Source organism: Ochrobactrum sp. RH2CCR150, from assembly GCA_014138095.1.
In the GTDB taxonomy this organism is placed as follows: domain Bacteria; phylum Pseudomonadota; class Alphaproteobacteria; order Rhizobiales; family Rhizobiaceae; genus Brucella; species Brucella gambitense.
In genome coordinates this window covers 181,930-200,070 of the sequence record JACGXE010000007.1, presented here as the reverse complement: position 1 = coordinate 200,070, position 18,141 = coordinate 181,930, and the positions used below count along the sequence as shown (strand labels likewise).

Here is an 18,141-nt window from a genome sequence, read left to right as displayed (position 1 = left end):
CCATGTTTCTCGTTCTGATCTCGGGGCTTGCTCTGGGATGCCTCTACGCCACGGTGGCGCTAAGCTACAACGTGATGTACTCGACCTCGAAGGTGCTGAGCATGGGTGCCGGACAGTTCGCCATGGTTGGCGGCATTGTCGGCGCCTGGACGTTGGGCGATCTTGGTTGGCCGATCTGGGCTTCACTACCACTGGTTCTGCTTGTCGGCCTGATCTTTGGCTGGCTGACAGAACTGGTTGCCATTCGTCGCACGATGAATGGAGGTGATGATCATCTCTGGATTCTCTCGACGCTTGCCGTTGCAACCATTGTCCAGCAAGGCATGGCGCTTTGGTGGGGAACCGAGCCGAGACCGTTCCCTCGGCTCATTCCACAAGACTATGCAGGCGTACTGGACCAGAAATACTGGTTGCCGATTGTGACGGCCTTCGTCATGGCGGGCGGGCTTGCGCTTTTCTATCGCAAGACGACTATCGGCAAAATCTTCGTGGCGCTTTCCGACGATACATTTGCTGTCAGCGCCCGTGGCATTTCGGCGATCCGCATGCGCTCGCTTTCCTATGCCATTGCGGGTGCGCTCGGCGCTCTGGCCGGGTTCATGACGGGGCAGCTCACTTACGCTTATTTCGCACTTGGATTGTCGCTGACGCTGAATGGCTTCATTGCACTTGCGATTGGCGGTATCGGCTCCAACATCGGCGCGGTGGCAGGCGGCATCATCTTCGGCGTGGTCACCACCTGCGTCGCTTATGTCTTCGGCTCGGAGTTCCAGCAAACCATCGCCGTCGGGACGCTTGTCATCCTCCTGACCTTCATCCCTTCGGGATTGTTCGGCAAGAAGCGGGTACGCCAGGTATGAACGTGAAATCGCATCAGGGCCTTCTCTTTGCCCTCATTGGTATCGGCCTTGCCGTTGCCTTCCCCTTTCTCACCAGTGATCGCTATCTGCTCCGGATCGGAGAAATGGTGCTGATCTACTGGATCATCGTGGCCGGTCTGAACCTGCTTGTGGGTTATGTCGGACTGATGTCCATTGGCCATGTCGGTCTTCTGTCGATTGGCGGTTATGCATTCGCAATTCTCGCCGGCAAGCTGGGGCTCCACCCCTATGCGGCGCTGATTGCTTCCGGTGGTGTTACGGCGCTTGCTGCGGGGCTTCTTTGCCTGCCATCGCTGAGACTTCCGGGCTTCTATTTCGCGCTCGCCACGATTGCCTTTGCGCTTATCATGGTGGAACTGGCGCTCGGCTTCTCCGGTCTTACCGGTGGCACCGTGGGGCTTGCGGTTCCAGCCTTTCCAGCTCCCTTCAAACGGACGATTGGGGAATATTGGCTGGCACTTGGCATCGCCACAGTGGTAACGGCCATGACCTGGAATCTGGCACGCAGCATGTGGGGCCGCGCGATGATTTCCATTCGCGATAGCGAAGTGGCGGCGCAGAGTGTTGCGGTATCGATCTTCCGGACAAAGCTCACGGTGTTCCTCTTCTCCGGCTTTTGTGCGGGCGTTGCAGGCGGACTTTTCGCTCGGGCTCAAAGCCACATCACACCCGAAGCCTTCAACTTCGATGTCTCGTTAATGTTCTTCACGGCGATCATCATTGGCGGACGCGGATCGATCATCGGTCCAATGGTTGGCACTCTGTTGTTGGCAGTGATCCCCGATGTGTTCGCTTCGATGCAGCGCTATACCGCATTCTTCTACGGCGGCATTCTGCTTGCTGTCGTGCTGGCGATACCGCAGGGCTTGGGCGTTTGGGCCAAGGATCATCTTGGCAACATCTTCGGAAAGAGCACAGCAGACGATCAGCGCGGCGCGCAACAGCCCAACATGCCTGCATTGACGGCCCTTTTGCAGGAGAAAGCCTGATATGAACATGATCGATCCTGCAATGAGAAAGAGCGTTGGGGCTTCCAGTCCGGATATGCTGGAAGCGCGTAATGTCTCCAGAAGCTTTGGTGGGGTGAAGGCCGTCAACAATGTGTCGCTGTCCATTCAGGCTGGCCAGATTCATGGGCTGATCGGCCCCAACGGATCGGGCAAGACCACCATGCTCAATCTTATCAGCGGCTATTACATGATTGATGAGGGTGCCGCGGTACTCGGCGGCGACAATATCAGCCGTCTTGACGTGCGCGCCCGTGCCCGCGCCGGTATTGCGCGAACCTTCCAAAAACCAAGACTTCTGCCGTCCTTGAGCGTGCTCGACAATGTCATGCTTGGCGGTTGGGGAGCCGTTCAATCGGGTTTCGTTGAAACCGCGCTGCATTTGCCGCGTCCAAAGCGCGAGGAGCGTCAGATGCGCGAACGCGCCCAGGCGTTGCTCGATGCTTCGGGCCTCGGGCATCTATCAGAACGGCGCTGCGAACATCTCGAACATGCTGAGCGGCGTTTCCTTGAAATCGTTCGCGCACTGATGATCAGGCCAAAGCTGTTGCTTCTCGATGAACCTGCTGGCGGACTGACGGGCCGCGAGATTGAGTATCTTGGTCAGATCATCCAGTCAGTGGCGCAGGCAGGCATCGGTGTACTGCTTGTCGAACATCATACTGATTTTGTCTTTCGCTTGAGCCATCACGTCACCGTCCTGAACCTCGGCGCGGTTCTGGCAGAGGGCGCTCCGGACATGGTGCGTAATGATGCGGAAGTCGTCCGCGTTTATTTGGGGAGTTGAGAGCATGGCAATGACGCAGAACGGCACGCCGTTGCTCGAAATCATAGATCTGAGCGTCGCCTATGGAAAGGCGCCGGTCGTCATCGGCGCATCTCTCAAAGTGCATGCCGGTGAGTTCCATGCCATCCTCGGTCGCAATGGAGCGGGAAAAAGCACCATGCTTCACGCGGTCTCCGGTTTGATTGGCAAACGCAGCGGTCAGGTCCGCTTTGGCGGCGAGGATATCACCAGCGCTAGCCCCGAAAAGATCGTCGAGTTGGGACTGGTTCAAGTATTGGAGGGTCACCGTATTTTCCCTTCACTGACAGTGCAGGACAATCTGGAGGTTGCCGCTTATCCGGGAAAAAAGCGCGGTAAAAAGCCTGATTACGAGCGCATCAATCAGTTTTTCCCTGAATTGGCTGCCAAGAAGAATGATCCAGCGTCCTCGCTTTCCGGCGGACAGCAGCAGATCCTGGCGGTTGGTCAGGGCATTCTTGCCGAGCCGCGCCTGCTTGTTCTGGACGAGCCGTCCGGTGGTTTGGCGCCTATCGTCGTGGATCGAATTCTGGATGTTGCGGCGCAGCTCGCAAAAGAGGGCGCGGCGATCATTCTGGTGGAGCAGTTGGTTGAAAAGGCGCTGCGCCATGCCGATACGGCGTGCGTGATGGATACCGGACGTGTGGTGCATACGGGCAGCGCGGAGGAAATCGCTTCCAGTCCTGTCATTCGGGAAATCTATCTCGGCCACGCATCGTAACCTATCCGACCTGCCAGCTAACAGGCACGTCAACATGGGGCGCAAAACACGCGCCCCGTGAAAGATTTCTCATGTTCAAGGATGAAGCAAGTGTCAAAGACGACAGAACTCGCGCGCTACCACGGCAGGGTGGCTTTGATTACCGGTGGGCTTGGCGCCATGGGATTGGCTATTGGTCGGCGGCTGACCGAAGAGGGCGCAACCGTCTATCTGGCCGATCTGACCGTCGATGATGGCGGTCGAATCGCCGAAGCTTACGTGGGCGTGACTCATCCGAAGGTGCTTGCCCTTGATGTCAGTTCGGCGGAAAGCTGGGAAGAGGTGATCGATGTGATCCTCACCGCAAGCGGTGCTTTACACCTGCTCGTCAACAATGCAGGCGTGATAACGCCAGTGCCTCAGCCCATTACCGATATTCCGCTGGCCGAGTTTCATCGCGTGCTGAAGGTCAATCTGGACGGCGTTCTGCTTGGTACTCAGGCCGCTTTGAAAGTGATGAACCCGGGAGCAGGGGCGGCAATCGTCAATCTCGGTTCACTGGCCGCCTATACCGGGTCTGCGGATAACGGCACTTATGGCGTTTCGAAAGGGGCGGTGCGTTCGCTGACGAAACATGCTGCACTTTCGGCGGCGCGTAATGGGCATGATGTGCGCATCAACGTGGTGCATCCGGGTTATGTCTGGACGCCACTGGTGGCGGCAAAGGCGGCTGGTCAGTTCGGAACTGAAGAGGCTGCGCGCGAAGCTTTTTCGAGAATGAACCCATCGGGCCGCATCGTCGAACCGTGTGACGTCGCAGCCGCGATTGCCTTTCTAGGCTCAAGCGATGCACGTATGATCCACGGAGCGGACCTCGTCATCGATGGTGGTCGCCTGATCCAGTGATAATTCAGGGCGCGGCCTTCAATAGGAGCGTGTATGGCTCTGGTCGCGCCCGATCTACTGTCCTTCAGGAATGATTTTGTCTTTCCTCGAATGCGCATTGACATTCTACCTACTAGTAGGTAAATACTACGTATGAGCAATTTGACGACCACCTCTGAAGACATTCTGAACTGCGCGCGATCTCTGGTCATTGCGGGTGGATATAATGGCTTCAGCTATGCCGATATCGCCACCGTTGTCGGCATCCGTAAGGCCAGTATCCATCACCATTTTCCAAGTAAGGTGGATTTGGTGAAGGCGCTGATTGCCCGCCATCACGAGGATACGGAAGCGGGCTTTGCCAATCTTGAACGCAGCATTTCTGACCGGCTTGAGCAGCTGCGCGCCTACACGCACTATTGGGCTGCCTGTATCAAGGATGCCAGCGCATCTTTTTGCGTCTGTGCTTTGCTTGCCAGTGAGTTGCCGGTCCTTCCTGCCGAGATTGTTCCAGAGGTCCGGGCCTATTTCAAAATGCTCTCGTCATGGCTTACCTCTGTGCTCGAACGGGGCGCGCTAGAGGGTCGGGTTCGCTTGAACGAAGCCCCGCATATCGAGGCTGAAGCATTTATGGCGACGGTTCATGGGGCTATGCTATCGGCAAGAGCATATGGTGATCCGGATATGTTCCCACTGGTGACTGAGCCGTTGTTGAGGCGATTGTCAGCGGAGTGACCTCCGGCGACTGAATGCAGACAGCAGGCCGGTTCTATTCGTATGATGGCAGTTTAAAAACTGTGCGGCATTAATAACTACCTACTAGTAGGTAAAAATGAATGTGATGATCAAAAATCGCTCTCGATCCGCGAAAAGGAGCTTGAAATGTTTGGTATTTCCTCGCTTGGATGGGTTCACACCCTTGGTAGTTTGCCTGCGATCCCTCTGGCTTTTTATATGCTCGCCCGACACGGGCGGATCGTGCCGCGCTCAACGCCGGGGATCCTCTATTTCATTTCAATGCTGGTTGGGGCCAGCACTGTATTTCTCGTCGCAAAACAACCAATCAGCAGTGGCGTTGGTGCGGCGACATTGGTTCTGTTATGCGCGGGATATGTCGTCGGTCACATCGCGATTTTGGGGCGTGCTGGAAAATATCTGGAGACTATTCTTCTAAGCCTGACGGTGTTCCTGCTCATGGTGCCGACGGTCAGCGAGATTCTTCGCCGTGTCCCTGATGGACATCCTCTGGTGACGGACCTCCACTCTCCACTTCTTCTGGGTGCGCAGGCCAGTCTGCTTGTGCTCCTTATTGTCGGCTTGACCGCTCAGATGATTTATCTTTGGAGACGTAACAGGACTAAAACGACTTGATGAGCACCTCATCTCTCCGTTTTGGTCAGGTGAGTGATGAAGAGTTGGAAAAGCTCCGACTGGCTCGATATGGATAGCCGTTTGTAAATATTGTGGCGATGAATCTTTGCGGTCCCCTCTGAAATATTCATATGGCGTGAAATCGAGATATTGCTATGGCCGCGCAGGATCAACTTTGTGATTGATTGCTGCGCGGGCGTGAGCTGCCCATGGAATGCACCAAGAAATGTCTCCTCGATGTCCTCTTTTGTATATTCATGATTGATATAGCTCGCATTGTTGCGGCAATGGGTTGAGATAGAGGCAGCGATAACCGGCTCAATCTGTCTTAAATTATCCAGTTCAGACCTCGTAAAGGGAACGCTTCCGTGGTTGCGCATCAGCGAATAGACACCTGCCGTTCGATGTCGCAACGGCACGATAATGCCTATCTCCTCCACAAGCGCGCCGGCTTCGGATGAAACGCAGGGATGGATATCCTTTGCGATGACAAACTCCGATGTAAAGAAGCTGTCGGGGGCAAGGTCGCCCATTCTCCAAACGCCAGATGTGTGTTCGTTGATCGACGCCACATAGAACGGATCAAGCAGATAACCGCCCCGCAAATAGGTTTCCAGCGTCTTGCGCGGTACGGAACTGCAATAGCCGTCATGGAGGAAAAGCGGGGTGTTATTGAAGCTGAACAGGAAAATGCAGCTCATGTCGAATTGCACCCGGCCACTGATGGTCTGGTCGAGTCTCTGGCCGAGCCCGTCCGTTCCGATGGACCGGATTATCTCTGACAGTCCGTTGGCATCCAGCGGAAACACGGTTTCTCCTCCCGTATAACTTTCGGCATATCGACGCATCTGCGTATGATTTCTAGACTTCGCATCAAAAGCAAGAGTTCGGCGGATGTATCGAACCGATTGGGGAAAATAGTTGGACTTTGTCCAGAAGGAGGAAACATGGCTGGTCGTTTGTCAGGAAAAGTAGCGCTTATAACAGGTGGCGCTGGAGGCTGCGGTCTCGCAGCATCGGAACTCTTCGCTGCGGAAGGGGCAAAAGTCGGCATCGTGGATTTACCGTCAAGCCCCGGCGCCGATGTTGCCAAAAGGCTCAACGAAGTCGGTCACGAGGCGGTCTTTGCGCCAGCCGATGTCTCGGATGCCGCGCAGGTCGCATCGGCAGTGGAGAAAATTATAGGGGCTTTCGGACACATTACGGTTCTGATGAACCATGCAGGCACACTGGCGGCAGGTCCGTTTCTCGAAACGAGCGAAGAGGAATGGGACCGCCTTATGGCGATCAATGTGAAAAGCATGTTCCTCGTCTCAAAGGCCGTACTGCCATCGATGATCAATGCGGGTGGCGGTAGCATTATCTCTACGTCGTCGATTTCAGGCGTCGTCGGAACGCCCATGGAAGTGCTTTATTGCACGACCAAAGGAGCCTGCCACATGTTCGCACGCGCCCTTGCCGTAGAGTTTCGCGACAGGAATATTCGGAGCAATGCGATCTGCCCCGGCTTCATCGCCACGGCGCACGGACGCAAGGAATTGGCGGTGCTGCAAAGCTTCGGCGTCGATGTTTCGGAAGAGGCAATAAAAACTGCGCAAGGACGGCTCTGCCTGCCATCCGAAGTCGCTTCCGCCGCACTTTTCCTTGCAAGTGACGAGGCAAGCTTCATCAATGGCGCGCATCTGTTTGCCGATAATGGTTACACTGCCATCTGACAAAGCCGTGTCGCTTCCAGCGACACGGGACGCCCACAACAGCAATAAGCAAAAAGATGGGAACGAGAATGTCGAAGCAGGGCAATATGAGTGCAGGCGGCCACTGGCGCAATTGGGTCGGCAATCAGTCATGTGTGACATCCGCTATGGGCACTCCTGCCAGCGAGGCGGAACTTTGCGAGATGGTCAATTCCGCAACGTCTCAAGGATTGAATGTCCGATGTGCGGGGTCTGGTCATTCCTTCACGCCAGTTGTCGCGACCAGCGGGCTTATGCTCACTCTTTCAGGCATGAAAGGGGTGAAAAATGTTGACCATAATCGCAAGCGGGTCACCGCGGCGGCGGGTACGACCATCAATGAGCTTGGGCGATATCTCAAGAACAATGGTCTATCGATGGTCAATCAAGGCGATATTGACAGTCAGGCTTTGGCTGGCGCGCTGACAACCGGCACGCATGGCACGGGCGCAAAACTGTCCAATCTGGCATCATCGATTGTCGGTATGAAGATCGTCCAGCCCAACGGTGCCATTCTGACAGTCGACGAAACCACGCCGGATATCTTGCGTGCGAGCCGCGTTTCAATTGGTACACTCGGTGTGATTTCCGAGATTACCTTGCAACTCATGGATTCCTATAACCTCTATGAAAGGCTCTGGCGGGAGGATTTCGATGCATGCATGGACATGCACGACGAACTTGCCTCCAAACATAGGCACTTCAGCTTCTTCTGGTGCCCGACGGAAAAAAGCCGTCATTGCTATTGTCTTCCGGATACGGCTTCGACGTCCCGCTCGGGAAAGACAACCGATGTCTGCGAGATGAAAATCATGGACATTACCGACCAGCCGCCAATGAGCCGTGGGTTTGAGAAAGTCGCATATAGCTCGGAGATTTATCCAATTGAGTATGTGCCAAACTTCCACGAGCTTGAATATGCGGTGCCTGTTGCGCACGGCAAAGAGGCGGTCAAGGCAGTCCGAAAACTGATGCTGGAGAAATATCCAGAGTGCATCTACCCTATCGAGTATCGCTTTACGGCTGGTGATGATGCGTGGATGAGCCCATTCTTTGAACAGGACAGCGTGACGGTGTCGGTCTCAGGCGAGCCCGGAACCGACTATTGGCCCTATCTCAGGGACGTGGATAAAATTTTGCGGGATTTCGGTTCACGTCCGCATTGGGGCAAGCTGCACTTTCTGACGGGTGCCGATGTGACATCGATCTATCCGAAAGCCGATGCGTTTCGCGCCTTGCGTCGCAAGCTTGACCCGCAAGGCTATTTCCTGAATGACCATCTGACGCAGTTGTTCAGATAGGTGAGATCAGCGCTTGCGGCATGTGCACGGTTCGTAGCCTCCTGCAAACAAGCGCCCTGGTTTCATGCCGATCATCGCCGGAACCTCGCTCAATGCTTGCGCACCTAGCGCGCGCGCGATCGAGATCGTGGTTTCGGCGCAGATCGCTGCGTCTTCAGCCGCGTTGTGATGCTTGAAGGTGAGGCCGAGGTGAGAGGCCAGAACATTTAACTTGTGCGATCCGAGGTCCGGCCAGACCTTCTGCGCCATCTTGACCGAACAGAGATACTGAAATTCGGGATAGCTCTGCCGGTACTGATCAAGACAGGCGCGCCAGACGCTGAAATCGAAGGCGGCATTGTGAGCGATCATCGTCGCGCCCGCAAAATCTTCCGCGAATTCATCCATGACTTCGGGAAACTCTCCGGCATCTTCCACATGTTCGGGGCGAATGCCGTGGATCGCGATATTGAAAGAGGAAAAGCGCATGTCCTTTGGTCGGATAAGGCGCTCTTCAACGCGCACGACGCGACCATCTTCAATCCATGCCAATCCAACTGAACAGGCGCTTCCACGCTGTTCATTGGCCGTTTCAAAATCAACTGCGATGGTTTTCAAGGGATGCTCCGGCTGGCTTTGCCACGCTTCTACCGTCAAGCGCACCATTTGGCAAAACCAAAGCATCATCTGCACCAATTCGAGAGAAATCGGTGCAGGAGAAACGGTACCGGTTATTTCAGTTCGACAACGGCGGCCTTTATGTCCGGCTTTTGCGGAATGATGCCGCTCTTCGCGTACCAGTCAGCAATTTTTCCGATCTGATCGACATCTGCTGCCGTAACCGCTGTGGTCGGAACAGCATTATTCGCGCCGATCACCGCACCCAGTTCAGTCGGAATATTCATTTCCTTTGCCCAGATCGCGCCTGCATCGGCCTTGTTCGCCACTGCCCAGGCATTGTCCTGCTTCAGGACATCGAAAATGGCCTGAAGCTCGTCGGCTTTCTTTTCAGCGAATTCGCGGCTTGAAACGAGAACGACGGCATTGTCCGAGCCGATGGCCGCGCCATCCGCGATCACCTGACCACCATAGGATTTCTCAGCGATTGCCACGAAGGGGTCCCATGTTGCCCAGGCGTCGACATGTCCCTGCACAAAGCTTGGACCACTGTCACTTGGGCTAAGATAGACGCGCTCGACGCTTTTCGGATCGACGCCGTTTTTCTCCAACCCTTGCATCAGGAGATACTCGCCCGTGCCACCTCGGTTGACGGCAACCTTCTTACCGGCCAGATCCTTGATCGACGTGATGCCTGCATCCTTTTTGGCGACGATCCCTTCAGAGCCAGCCGACATTTTCTGATAGCCGAAGATCGTCAGTGGAATATTTGCAGCTAGTGCTGCAATGGCCGATGTGGAACTGCCAGCGGTGATATCGATGCTGCCCGCGTTCAGTGCTTCAAAAGCGGGAGCGGCAGCGGGAAATGGACCGGCCCATTCCACCTTGATGCCCTTTTCTGCGAGTGCCTTTTCCAGTGTACCGCGCGATTTTGCCAGGGTGATGTCATTGGGGCCGCGAAGCCAGCCAATGCGAACAACCTGATCGGCGGCGAAAGCGGTTGTGCTCGCAAGTGTCATTGCCACACCGGTAAGGGCGGCCAGAATTTGAAGTCTTTTCATTGATTATCTCCGCTTTTTCAAGGGTGCAGGACACGATGCCGGACGCCAAGCGCTTCCAGCAATTCGGTTTCGATGGCGGCAGCGCGTTTGTCTGTTCTCTGCCTTGGATGATCGATATCGACACGCAGATCGCGAATGAATCGCCCCTGATCGAGAACGAGAATCCGGTCGGCGAGTGCCACTGCCTCCCAGACATCATGCGTCACCAACAGGGTCGCAGGTCTGTGTTTGCGCCAGAGATTGAAGACCAGATCGTGCATGCGAAGACGCGTCAACGCATCGAGCGCTGCAAACGGCTCATCAAGCAGAAGCAGTTCCGGCTCGCGAACCAGCGCCCGGGCCAAGGCAGCCCGCTGCGCTTCACCGCCAGACAGTGTCAAAGGCCAGACATTGACCCGGTGCGACAGGCCAACATCGGCAATTGCTTGCACCGCTTTGCCGTTGCTGCGCGCGTTGCGCTCACCGAGTGCAACATTGTCAATGACGCTCTTCCACGGCATCAGTCGGGGTTCTTGAAACACCACAGCGCGGCGATGTGGAATTTCCAGTGTAGTGGCCGGAGCTTGGTCGAGCCCCGCAAGCACACGCAGAAGCGTGGATTTTCCAGAGCCGCTTCTGCCAAGCAGAGCCACGAATTCTCCCGGTGCTATGCTCAGATCGATATGGTCAAGAATTGCGGGTCCACCGAAAGATCGCGACAGGTCGCGAATTTTAACGATGTCGCTCATGATACCACCGCCGGGCGCCAGCGCAGCGCATAGGCTTCGATTGCACGCACCAGCCCATCCGTCAGCAACCCCATGAGTGCATAGACCAGAAGGCAAACCACGATGATGTCGGTTTGCAGAAAGTCACGCGCATAGGTGATGATGTAACCAATACCACTGGACGCATTGATCTGTTCCGCCACCACAAGGCTAAGCCATGCAATGCTCAGTCCGTAGCGCACGCCGACAAGCAGGGAGGGAAGAGCGCCGGGGATCACGACATGTCGAATGATTTCCAGCGTGCCGAGATTGAGGGTACGCCCAGCCTCGATCAGCTTGCGGTCAACGCTGCGAATGCCGCCATGAAGCGTGAGGTAAATCGGGAAAACGGAGCCAAAGGCAACCATGCCGATCTTGGGCGCTTCACCAATGCCGTACCACAGGATGAAGAGCGGCAAGAGGCCCAGAAACGGCATCGCCTTCAGCATTTGCACCGGCGGGTCAATAATCGTTTCGCCAAGTCGGGAAAGCCCGGCAAAAAGCGCCAGAGCGACGCCTATGACGAGCGCGATGGAGAAGCCCGCAATGACACGCAGGAACGAGACGGCCAAGCCCGTCGCCAGTTCTCCGGATGTCAACAGTCGCAGGCCGGTTGCTGCAATGTCGATTGGTGACGCCAGCGTGCGGGGTGACAATAGCCCGGTGACGCTCGCCAATTGCCACAAAATAAGGATGGCGATAGGCGACACGAGCCTCAGCATCCATTGCGGAAAGCGTGGGGCTGATTTGGCACTCTTGGCTGGAGGAGAACCGACGCCAGCCGCTTTCTCCAAAGCGCTTGTATCAGCCATTGGCGGCCTTTCCGGTCAGGTCCCGGTCGAACAGTGTCGACCATGTAAACTGCTTGCGTTCAAAGACAGGGCGTTCAACGGGCAGACGCGGCAAAACCATCTCGCCGAAGCGATATGCTTCCTCGAGCAGAGGCATGCCGGAGAGGATGAACGTGTCGACGCCAACAGCCTGATAGGCTTCGAGCGTGCGAATGACTGTGTCTGGTGATCCGACGATTGCAGTGCCCGGACCGGGGCGCACCAGCCCAATGCCCGCCCAGAGATTGGGCGATATTTCAAGGTCGCGCAAATTGTCGGGTTTCACGCCGCCATGCATTGCAGTCATGCGTTGCTGACCGACAGAGTCTGTGTTGGAGACGAAACGTTTGTTGCCAGCCATGGCCGCCTCATCCATCTGGTCGTAAAGATCGGCGGCAGCTTCCCAGGCTTTCGCGTCGGTCGAGCGCACAATCACATAAAGGCGGATACCGTATTTCAGTTCGCGTCCATGGGCTGCGGCGCGTGCTTTGACCTGCTTGACCTTTTCCCCCATCTGCTCGGGTGTTTCACCCCAGGAAAGATACGTGTCGACGTGCTTTGCCGCGACTTCGATGGCGCTGTCAGACGAACCGCCAAACCAGAGCGGCGGTGGGGCGATCGACGAACCGGCCGGAAGCGCCAGTTTTGCGCCTTCGGTCTGGAAATATTTGCCCTTATGGGTGACGCTTTCACCCGCCATGAGACGATGCCACAGGGTTAGGTATTCATCGGCCATCAGATAACGTTCGTCATGCGGCAACATCATGCCGTAAGCACCAAGCATCTTGGCGTCGCCAGAGACGACATTCAGCATCAACCTGCCGTTGGAAAACTCCTGAAATGTCGCCGCCATTTTGGCAAGCAGCGTTGGTGCTACGAGACCCGGATGGAAGGCGAGCAGAAACTTCATGCGTTCCGTATAGGGCAGTAGCGCGCCGGCAAGTGGCCAGACGTCATGAGCGCCGGTGGCAAAAAGCGCGCCCGTATAGCCCAGATGATCGTAAGCCTGGGCGAGCTGCTTGTAATAGCCGTAGTCCACGACGCGCGAGCCTTCGGACTTCCAGGGATAAGCGCCATCTGGAGCGCACATGTACCAAAGGACGTTCATGCTTTTTCTGCCTCGTTATGCTCTGCAATAATTTCGATCTTGCGGCCGATCGCAGCATGGCGCCGCAATATGTCCGCTTCCGCCTGCTGTTCGCGCAAAAGAGTGTCGTCAGCGGGCACTATGTGCCAGTTGCGTTCCTGGATAACCCGCGTCCAGGCGCGGCGTTCGTGGTCGTCGGTGTCCTTGGCAAGAAGAGCTGCAGCCTTTTCGGGATGTGCAATGATCTCTTGGCCGACCCTCGCGAGTTCCACCGCAAATGCATCGATAACATCGTCCGGGAGATTGCGTTGTCCAATTGTCCAGAAGACCGAGCGGTTGGGAATGGTGGTGCCGCAATGCAGCAGGACATGAAATTCGCCGCTGGCGAGCGCCTGTTCGAGATGCGGGGCCATGGCAATCCATGCAGCGACCTTGCCTGTGCGCAGAAGTTCACGCGATGGACTTGCCAGAAGATCGTGGCGCTTCACGTCATTGAGGCGAAGGCCCACCTGCTCCAGACTTTTAGCGAGAAAATAGGTGTGAAACGAGCCGTCCACGAGCGCAACGTCGCGCCCTTTCAGGTCGGCGACGGTCTGAATGTCGGTATCCTTGGCAACCAGTATTGCACCATTGGCGGGTCGAGGAGCGGACGCTGCGGCGTAGATAATTTTGAGCCCGGCTTCAGCAGCAAGAATAGGCGGCGTAGACCCTGTGCCACCGATGTCGATATCCCCGGCAACAAGCTTCTTGGCGGTATCACGACCCTCAGGATAAAGCACGAATTCCGGTTGCAGATCGGCAAAGGCACCCGGCCAGCGGGACGCAAGCGTCAGGTGCAGATTGTTCGGATGAAAGCCGATCTTGATTGCCATGAATACGCGATCCGGTTGCAAATTTGTTATATAAATTTATATAATGGGATTCAGGTGGGCACCGAAGGAAGGCTTGATTAAACCTTTGGCAAAACGTGGAAAACCATTCCTTGTTTGCTCGATTTTTGAGATTGAACAACAGGGCGCGACGATAATGAACGAGAAAGCCACGCCGAAAGGGCACACGCCCAAGATAAAATGCAGGGCCATTGGCGCAGCGTCTGATTTCTTGAAAGCCATATCCAATCCGGTGCGGCTTTCGATCCTGTGCGTTTTGCTGGAAGGTGAACGCACAGTAAGCGAATTGGAAGACATGCTGGATGTTCACCAGCCGACGCTGTCACAGCAGCTTGGTGCGTTGCGCGAGGCCGGTATCATCGAAGGCAGACGCGAAGCCCGCGCTGTTGTCTATCGCGTGGCCGATCCACGCGCGGGCCAGCTTATCGGCCATTTACGCCTGTTGTTTGCCGACCCCGGCGCATCGGCAATATGGAAGGGCGCACAGCTTGGTGCGCCCGCTCCGACGGAAATGATGGATGGTTGAACAGGTTCGCTGAAGCAGTTTACCAGTTCACGCGCATGCCGAGCTTTCCATTCCAGGCATAGTTATCGGCATCGAACGTGGTGCTGTAACTGACATTGCCGTAAAGCGACATATTCTTGGTAATTTGCCTTGTGGCACCGCCTCCGATTTCGATCCATGTCTCTTCGAGATCGGACTTGAACGGAACAAACCCGGTTGCGGACGAAATGTCGACCTGAGCCTTTGCCGTGAATTCGTGCCAGAGATTGACACGACCCCAGACTGTCGCCAGACGCGCTGGTTCGGTTGAGGTTACTTCTTCAACGGCCCATGTGCGCGATATGCGTGCACCGATACGCCCGGCCAAGGAATTCAAATCGTCGTACCGAATATCGGCGGCCCCATCGTTGAAGTCATCGAAATTGATGGTTTGCCAGACGAGTTGCGCCTGCGGTTCAATTTGCCATTGGTTCCCGAGGTCAAAAGGATAGCCACCCTCAAGCGAGGCCGCAAAACCGAAGCCTTTGACATCTTGATCCGGAAAGCCAAATTCGGTTGCCCGGTTCGAGCTGGTTGTCATGTTGTACCAGGTGCCCTGCAGGACACCATCGAGATACCAGCCATTATCTCCAAGACGCGTCCAGTAACCACCAACCGAATATGCGTCGAAATCATTGCGCCCTGCATCACGGGTTTCGATCAAACGGTTCTGGGTCACATCCATGCGACCATGACCATAAGCGAGATACATTCCGGCATGGTCGGTGACGCCGTCGGCTTCGTGTCGATAGAAATCGAGCCCTGCCTGTATTGCGCCGAACCGGTAGTCATATTCGGGAGCGCCATCATAAATGCCGTTGGTGTCGCCGTTCCGGTGTCCTGAATGACCTAATCCCCGGACCCAGTAACCGTTGAATTTCGGGTCAGCGCCAATATCAGTGCGGCCTTTAAGCTGTTCCTCTTCGCCGACACGCTCATGGTAGGAGCCAATCAACTGCCTGCCGTAAATCGCTCCCATCGAAGGTATTGCGGCATAGAGTGATACTTCAGGACGGTAGTCCGGCGTTGGGTCCGGGATTGGTGGCACCGGCGGGATTGGAGGATTCGGAGGATCTGGCGGGGTAGGCGGCACTGGCGTTAGTTCTGACCGCAGATACCAGTTCTCTGCACCGGAAGCGTCAACGCTGCTTCTATAGAGCGAATATTCGTAAGGGCCCGCAACCACAGGCGCGACGAGATGGAACGCTCCGGCGCTGGTCGTCCCATCATTGACCGTATCGACGACGAGAATACCGTTTCCTGTGGTGAGCGCACCTTGCCCACCCGCATTTGCTATCAGCAACCGGCTGGAACCTGATGCGGTGCCGCCATCAATAATCAGGCGGTCGGATGGCGAACCGTCCGTATCGAGATACGTATTGAGGCCGATCTGGCCTGCATTGCCGGTATAATTGCCGACAGTCAGCGTCTTAAATGTGCCGCCGTCCGGCGCACTGAACTGAATCTGGCTGTTGGTATTGGTCAGGTCGGTAAGGATCGAATTGCCGGTAAGGTTCCATTTCGATTGATCGGAAAGCGTAACGTTCGATGTGCTCCCTACTTCTGTCTGGGCTGCGCCTGTCAGCTCGGAATCTGATGAATTCAAATCGAGACGGCCACCGCTGACGACCTCAAGCACATCGGCATTACCGGTAACCGATGAGGACGTCAGATCGACGTCGAGAAATGCCGTACTGCCGAAGACACGAATGGCTGCAGACTGGGCTGAGACTATTCCCGTGCCTGAAATCTGCGCGGTATTGTTGCCTGCCGCACCATAGAGCGCACGCGCACCAGCCCCTGTCGTTGAAATCGAACCGCCTGTCATAGTCAGGCTGCTATTGCCACTCAGATAAATACCCGAAGCGGATGTTCCAGTCGTGCTGACGGAAGTGTCAATCAGGGTCACGGTTGCGGCAGTGCCGGTTTGAATGCCAGTCGCACTGCTTTCGATAGACGAGTTGGTCAGCGAAAGAGCACCCTCCAACACCACGGCGCCGCGCTCAGCGCTGGACGTGACGGTTAGTCCTGTACCGGTAATACTGGACCCTGCCGCCTGAATCCAAAGCGCCAGCCCGGTATCCGTTTCAACCAAACTGTTGTCGATCGTAACTTGGCCGCCCGTAAAGGCTGCAATACCCGTCGCGTTTAGGGTGGTGACGGTGCTGTTGCGCATTTCGATACGGCCCGTGGTGCCGGCAATAAGGCCGTAGCCGACGCTATCAACTTGAATGTCCGTACCTTCGGCCGTTACAAGACTGCCGCCAGAAGAGACAATACCGTCGGCGCCACTGCCCGTGGTGTGGATTGTTGAGCCGTTGTAGAGATTGATCTGAGAACCCCGTAGGGCCTGCGCGCCGATAGCATTGCCGCCGCCAGTCGTAATCGTGAGAGGTGAAAAGCTCTGAATAATGCCACCATCGCGTGCCAGTAGCGCTATGCCAGCGGTGCCTGCAGTCGTGCCTGTATCAATGGTGCCCGAGGCGGTGACGGTGACACCGTCGGCCACAACCTGCTGAGCCATCGCTAATCGCGTTGAAAACGACAGCGTGCACAAGAAAGTCGCAGAAGACAGCAGACTGACCAGCAGCCGACTGACAGACTTTTTCGGCATTGCAGATGACAGATTGAACATTCGAACCTCTCCGTCCCCACCCGTCGGAGATTAGTTCATGATTCTTTATGTGAAAAAAGTTTGTTACAGTAAAGTACGCCCGTTCTGGCTCGCCTGAAATGGATAATTGCCCGGATAAGGGCAATCAACCTCCATTGTTTTCTTTGGCGGAAAGCGCTGTATACTCATCAGCAAGAAAGTCGAGGAGCGCGCGAACGGAGGGGAGAAGACCCCGGCGCGACGGAAAAGCAGCATGGATTATGCCAGTGCGCGGCGCCCAACCGGACAGGACGTCGACCAGTCGCCCAGCTTTCAAATCCTGATCAATTACCATCGTGGGAAATTGACAAATACCAATGCCCTGAAGGGCAGCCAGTCGCAGCGCCACCATGTCGTCGGTGATCAGCAAAGGCTCGTAAGGGACTTCAGTCGTTGCGCTGTTCGGGCCTTGCAGTTTCCATTCGAAATTATTCTTTGACGATCCCCAGGCAAGACCGGGCATATTGGCAAGATCGGCTGGCGCTGGTCGGTGACCCTCCTGGATCAATTTTGGGCTTGCTACCAGTCGCTGATGGCTTTCCGCCAGTTTTCGTATGACAAGATCGCTATCATCCAGCGGGGGAAACCGCACCCGAATGGCGAGATCAAATCCCTCCCGGATGACATCCACCCGGCGGTTGGTGCTTTCCAGTTCGACCTTCACTTGGGGATATTTTGCCATAAAGCGCGCAATCATCTCTCCGACCTGAAAATAGATCACCGAGGCAGGGCAACTCACGCGCACGGTGCCTTTCGGTTCTACCTGCATACGGGCAATGACGTCGAGCGCGGCGTCAGCTTCGATCATCATGGCAACGCAATGCCGATAAAACTCCTGACCGAGTTCGGTCACGGCGAATTGTCGGGTGGTCCGCTGAATGAGCCGGACGTGCAGATCATCTTCCAACAGGCCGATCCGGCGGCTCAGCCGCGAGCGCGGCAACCCGAGTTGTCGGGCAGCAGCCGAAAAGCCACCAAGTTCAACGACTTTTACGAAGAGGCGCAAATCATTGAGATCGGTCATGAGGGGTTCTTTCATTGTCCTGTTTT

19 protein-coding genes are annotated in these 18,141 nt (G+C 55.8%); 10 read left to right on the top strand and 9 right to left on the bottom strand.

The genetic code is table 11. The features are described from left to right. Window positions 1-2 precede the first annotated feature (2 nt). From FHW03_RS16200 to FHW03_RS16170, 7 genes are all read left to right on the top strand, one after another. Window positions 3-860: a branched-chain amino acid ABC transporter permease gene (locus FHW03_RS16200; RefSeq protein WP_182521567.1), complete on the top strand. Its 858-nt coding sequence runs from the start codon at window positions 3-5 to the stop codon at window positions 858-860. After that, window positions 857-1,870 carry a branched-chain amino acid ABC transporter permease gene (locus FHW03_RS16195; protein WP_182521566.1) on the top strand — a complete coding sequence of 338 codons (1,014 nt, stop codon included), beginning with the start codon at window positions 857-859 and terminating at the stop codon, window positions 1,868-1,870. The genes FHW03_RS16200 and FHW03_RS16195 overlap by 4 nt, the downstream gene beginning before the upstream one ends. 1 nt (window position 1,871) lies before the next feature. After that, the gene (locus tag FHW03_RS16190; RefSeq protein WP_182521565.1) at window positions 1,872-2,675 is read left to right on the top strand and encodes an ABC transporter ATP-binding protein; all 804 of its coding nucleotides are present in this window, start codon (window positions 1,872-1,874) and stop codon (window positions 2,673-2,675) included. 4 nt (window positions 2,676-2,679) lie between these two features. Beyond that, window positions 2,680-3,414 (top strand): ABC transporter ATP-binding protein, encoded by a 735-nt coding sequence (locus FHW03_RS16185; protein WP_182521564.1) that lies wholly within the window; start codon window positions 2,680-2,682, stop codon window positions 3,412-3,414. Between the two features lie 90 nt (window positions 3,415-3,504). Beyond that, the gene (locus tag FHW03_RS16180; protein ID WP_210277301.1) at window positions 3,505-4,299 is read left to right on the top strand and encodes an SDR family oxidoreductase; all 795 of its coding nucleotides are present in this window, start codon (window positions 3,505-3,507) and stop codon (window positions 4,297-4,299) included. A 132-nt stretch (window positions 4,300-4,431) separates the two neighbouring features. Next, complete coding sequence (locus FHW03_RS16175; protein ID WP_182521562.1) at window positions 4,432-5,013, top strand: TetR/AcrR family transcriptional regulator; 582 nt, start codon at window positions 4,432-4,434, stop codon at window positions 5,011-5,013. A gap of 147 nt (window positions 5,014-5,160) precedes the next feature. Continuing rightward, window positions 5,161-5,649: a hypothetical protein gene (locus FHW03_RS16170; RefSeq protein WP_182521561.1), complete on the top strand. Its 489-nt coding sequence runs from the start codon at window positions 5,161-5,163 to the stop codon at window positions 5,647-5,649. An 8-nt stretch (window positions 5,650-5,657) separates the two neighbouring features. Here the strand turns inward: FHW03_RS16170 and FHW03_RS16165 are convergent, their stop codons facing one another. After that, window positions 5,658-6,458, bottom strand: coding sequence for a helix-turn-helix transcriptional regulator (locus FHW03_RS16165; RefSeq protein WP_182521560.1), 801 nt, complete (start codon window positions 6,456-6,458; stop codon window positions 5,658-5,660). A 138-nt stretch (window positions 6,459-6,596) separates the two neighbouring features. On the opposite strand from FHW03_RS16165, the gene FHW03_RS16160 reads away from it, so the two are divergent. Together FHW03_RS16160 and FHW03_RS16155 are read left to right on the top strand one after the other, a co-directional pair. After that, window positions 6,597-7,364, top strand: coding sequence for an SDR family oxidoreductase (locus FHW03_RS16160; RefSeq protein WP_182521559.1), 768 nt, complete (start codon window positions 6,597-6,599; stop codon window positions 7,362-7,364). Window positions 7,365-7,432: 68 nt separating this feature from the next. Further along, window positions 7,433-8,683: a D-arabinono-1,4-lactone oxidase gene (locus FHW03_RS16155; protein WP_377515003.1), complete on the top strand. Its 1,251-nt coding sequence runs from the start codon at window positions 7,433-7,435 to the stop codon at window positions 8,681-8,683. Window positions 8,684-8,689: 6 nt separating this feature from the next. Here the strand turns inward: FHW03_RS16155 and FHW03_RS16150 are convergent, their stop codons facing one another. The 6 genes from FHW03_RS16150 to FHW03_RS16125 form a co-directional block, all read right to left on the bottom strand. Then, window positions 8,690-9,280 (bottom strand): 3'-5' exonuclease, encoded by a 591-nt coding sequence (locus FHW03_RS16150; RefSeq protein WP_182521557.1) that lies wholly within the window; start codon window positions 9,278-9,280, stop codon window positions 8,690-8,692. Window positions 9,281-9,393: 113 nt separating this feature from the next. Beyond that, window positions 9,394-10,341: an aliphatic sulfonate ABC transporter substrate-binding protein gene (locus FHW03_RS16145; protein ID WP_182521556.1), complete on the bottom strand. Its 948-nt coding sequence runs from the start codon at window positions 10,339-10,341 to the stop codon at window positions 9,394-9,396. A 17-nt stretch (window positions 10,342-10,358) separates the two neighbouring features. Beyond that, a complete protein-coding gene (locus FHW03_RS16140) occupies window positions 10,359-11,090 on the bottom strand; it encodes an ABC transporter ATP-binding protein (RefSeq protein ID WP_377515025.1) in 732 nt (243 codons plus the stop codon). Continuing rightward, window positions 11,066-11,899, bottom strand: a complete 834-nt coding sequence (locus tag FHW03_RS16135; RefSeq protein WP_182521554.1) for an ABC transporter permease subunit — start codon at window positions 11,897-11,899, stop codon at window positions 11,066-11,068. Before FHW03_RS16135 ends, FHW03_RS16140 begins: the two co-directional genes overlap by 25 nt. Next, complete coding sequence (locus FHW03_RS16130) at window positions 11,892-13,025, bottom strand: LLM class flavin-dependent oxidoreductase (protein WP_182521553.1); 1,134 nt, start codon at window positions 13,023-13,025, stop codon at window positions 11,892-11,894. The genes FHW03_RS16135 and FHW03_RS16130 overlap by 8 nt, the downstream gene beginning before the upstream one ends. After that, window positions 13,022-13,870 (bottom strand): ABC transporter substrate-binding protein, encoded by an 849-nt coding sequence (locus FHW03_RS16125; protein WP_182521617.1) that lies wholly within the window; start codon window positions 13,868-13,870, stop codon window positions 13,022-13,024. The genes FHW03_RS16130 and FHW03_RS16125 overlap by 4 nt, the downstream gene beginning before the upstream one ends. Window positions 13,871-14,030: 160 nt before the next feature. Here FHW03_RS16125 and FHW03_RS16120 point away from each other — a divergent pair, with 160 nt between their 5' ends. After that, on the top strand, window positions 14,031-14,420 hold the full coding sequence (locus FHW03_RS16120; RefSeq protein WP_182521552.1) for a metalloregulator ArsR/SmtB family transcription factor: 390 nt from the start codon (window positions 14,031-14,033) through the stop codon (window positions 14,418-14,420). A gap of 19 nt (window positions 14,421-14,439) precedes the next feature. On the opposite strand, the gene FHW03_RS16115 is transcribed toward FHW03_RS16120, so the two are convergent. Beyond that, entirely contained in the window at window positions 14,440-16,962 is a 2,523-nt protein-coding gene (locus tag FHW03_RS16115) for an autotransporter outer membrane beta-barrel domain-containing protein (RefSeq protein WP_182521551.1), read from the bottom strand. 235 nt (window positions 16,963-17,197) lie between these two features. After that, window positions 17,198-18,115: a LysR family transcriptional regulator gene (locus FHW03_RS16110; protein WP_182521616.1), complete on the bottom strand. Its 918-nt coding sequence runs from the start codon at window positions 18,113-18,115 to the stop codon at window positions 17,198-17,200. Window positions 18,116-18,141 lie beyond the last annotated feature (26 nt).

What these genes read in the sequence shown, in the direction of transcription:
- FHW03_RS16200 (WP_182521567.1), top strand. Translation starts at nt 3, where the DNA reads ATGTTTCTCGTTCTGATCTCGGGGCTTGCTCTGGGATGCCTCTACGCC.
- FHW03_RS16195 (WP_182521566.1), top strand. Translation starts at nt 857, where the DNA reads ATGAACGTGAAATCGCATCAGGGCCTTCTCTTTGCCCTCATTGGTATC.
- FHW03_RS16190 (WP_182521565.1), top strand. Translation starts at nt 1,872, where the DNA reads ATGAACATGATCGATCCTGCAATGAGAAAGAGCGTTGGGGCTTCCAGT.
- FHW03_RS16185 (WP_182521564.1), top strand. Translation starts at nt 2,680, where the DNA reads ATGGCAATGACGCAGAACGGCACGCCGTTGCTCGAAATCATAGATCTG.
- FHW03_RS16175 (WP_182521562.1), top strand. Translation starts at nt 4,432, where the DNA reads ATGAGCAATTTGACGACCACCTCTGAAGACATTCTGAACTGCGCGCGA.
- FHW03_RS16170 (WP_182521561.1), top strand. Translation starts at nt 5,161, where the DNA reads ATGTTTGGTATTTCCTCGCTTGGATGGGTTCACACCCTTGGTAGTTTG.
- FHW03_RS16160 (WP_182521559.1), top strand. Translation starts at nt 6,597, where the DNA reads ATGGCTGGTCGTTTGTCAGGAAAAGTAGCGCTTATAACAGGTGGCGCT.
- FHW03_RS16155 (WP_377515003.1), top strand. Translation starts at nt 7,433, where the DNA reads ATGTCGAAGCAGGGCAATATGAGTGCAGGCGGCCACTGGCGCAATTGG.
- FHW03_RS16145 (WP_182521556.1), bottom strand. Translation starts at nt 10,341, where the DNA reads ATGAAAAGACTTCAAATTCTGGCCGCCCTTACCGGTGTGGCAATGACA.
- FHW03_RS16135 (WP_182521554.1), bottom strand. Translation starts at nt 11,899, where the DNA reads ATGGCTGATACAAGCGCTTTGGAGAAAGCGGCTGGCGTCGGTTCTCCT.
- FHW03_RS16130 (WP_182521553.1), bottom strand. Translation starts at nt 13,025, where the DNA reads ATGAACGTCCTTTGGTACATGTGCGCTCCAGATGGCGCTTATCCCTGG.
- FHW03_RS16120 (WP_182521552.1), top strand. Translation starts at nt 14,031, where the DNA reads ATGAACGAGAAAGCCACGCCGAAAGGGCACACGCCCAAGATAAAATGC.
- FHW03_RS16115 (WP_182521551.1), bottom strand. Translation starts at nt 16,962, where the DNA reads ATGGCTCAGCAGGTTGTGGCCGACGGTGTCACCGTCACCGCCTCGGGC.
- FHW03_RS16110 (WP_182521616.1), bottom strand. Translation starts at nt 18,115, where the DNA reads ATGACCGATCTCAATGATTTGCGCCTCTTCGTAAAAGTCGTTGAACTT.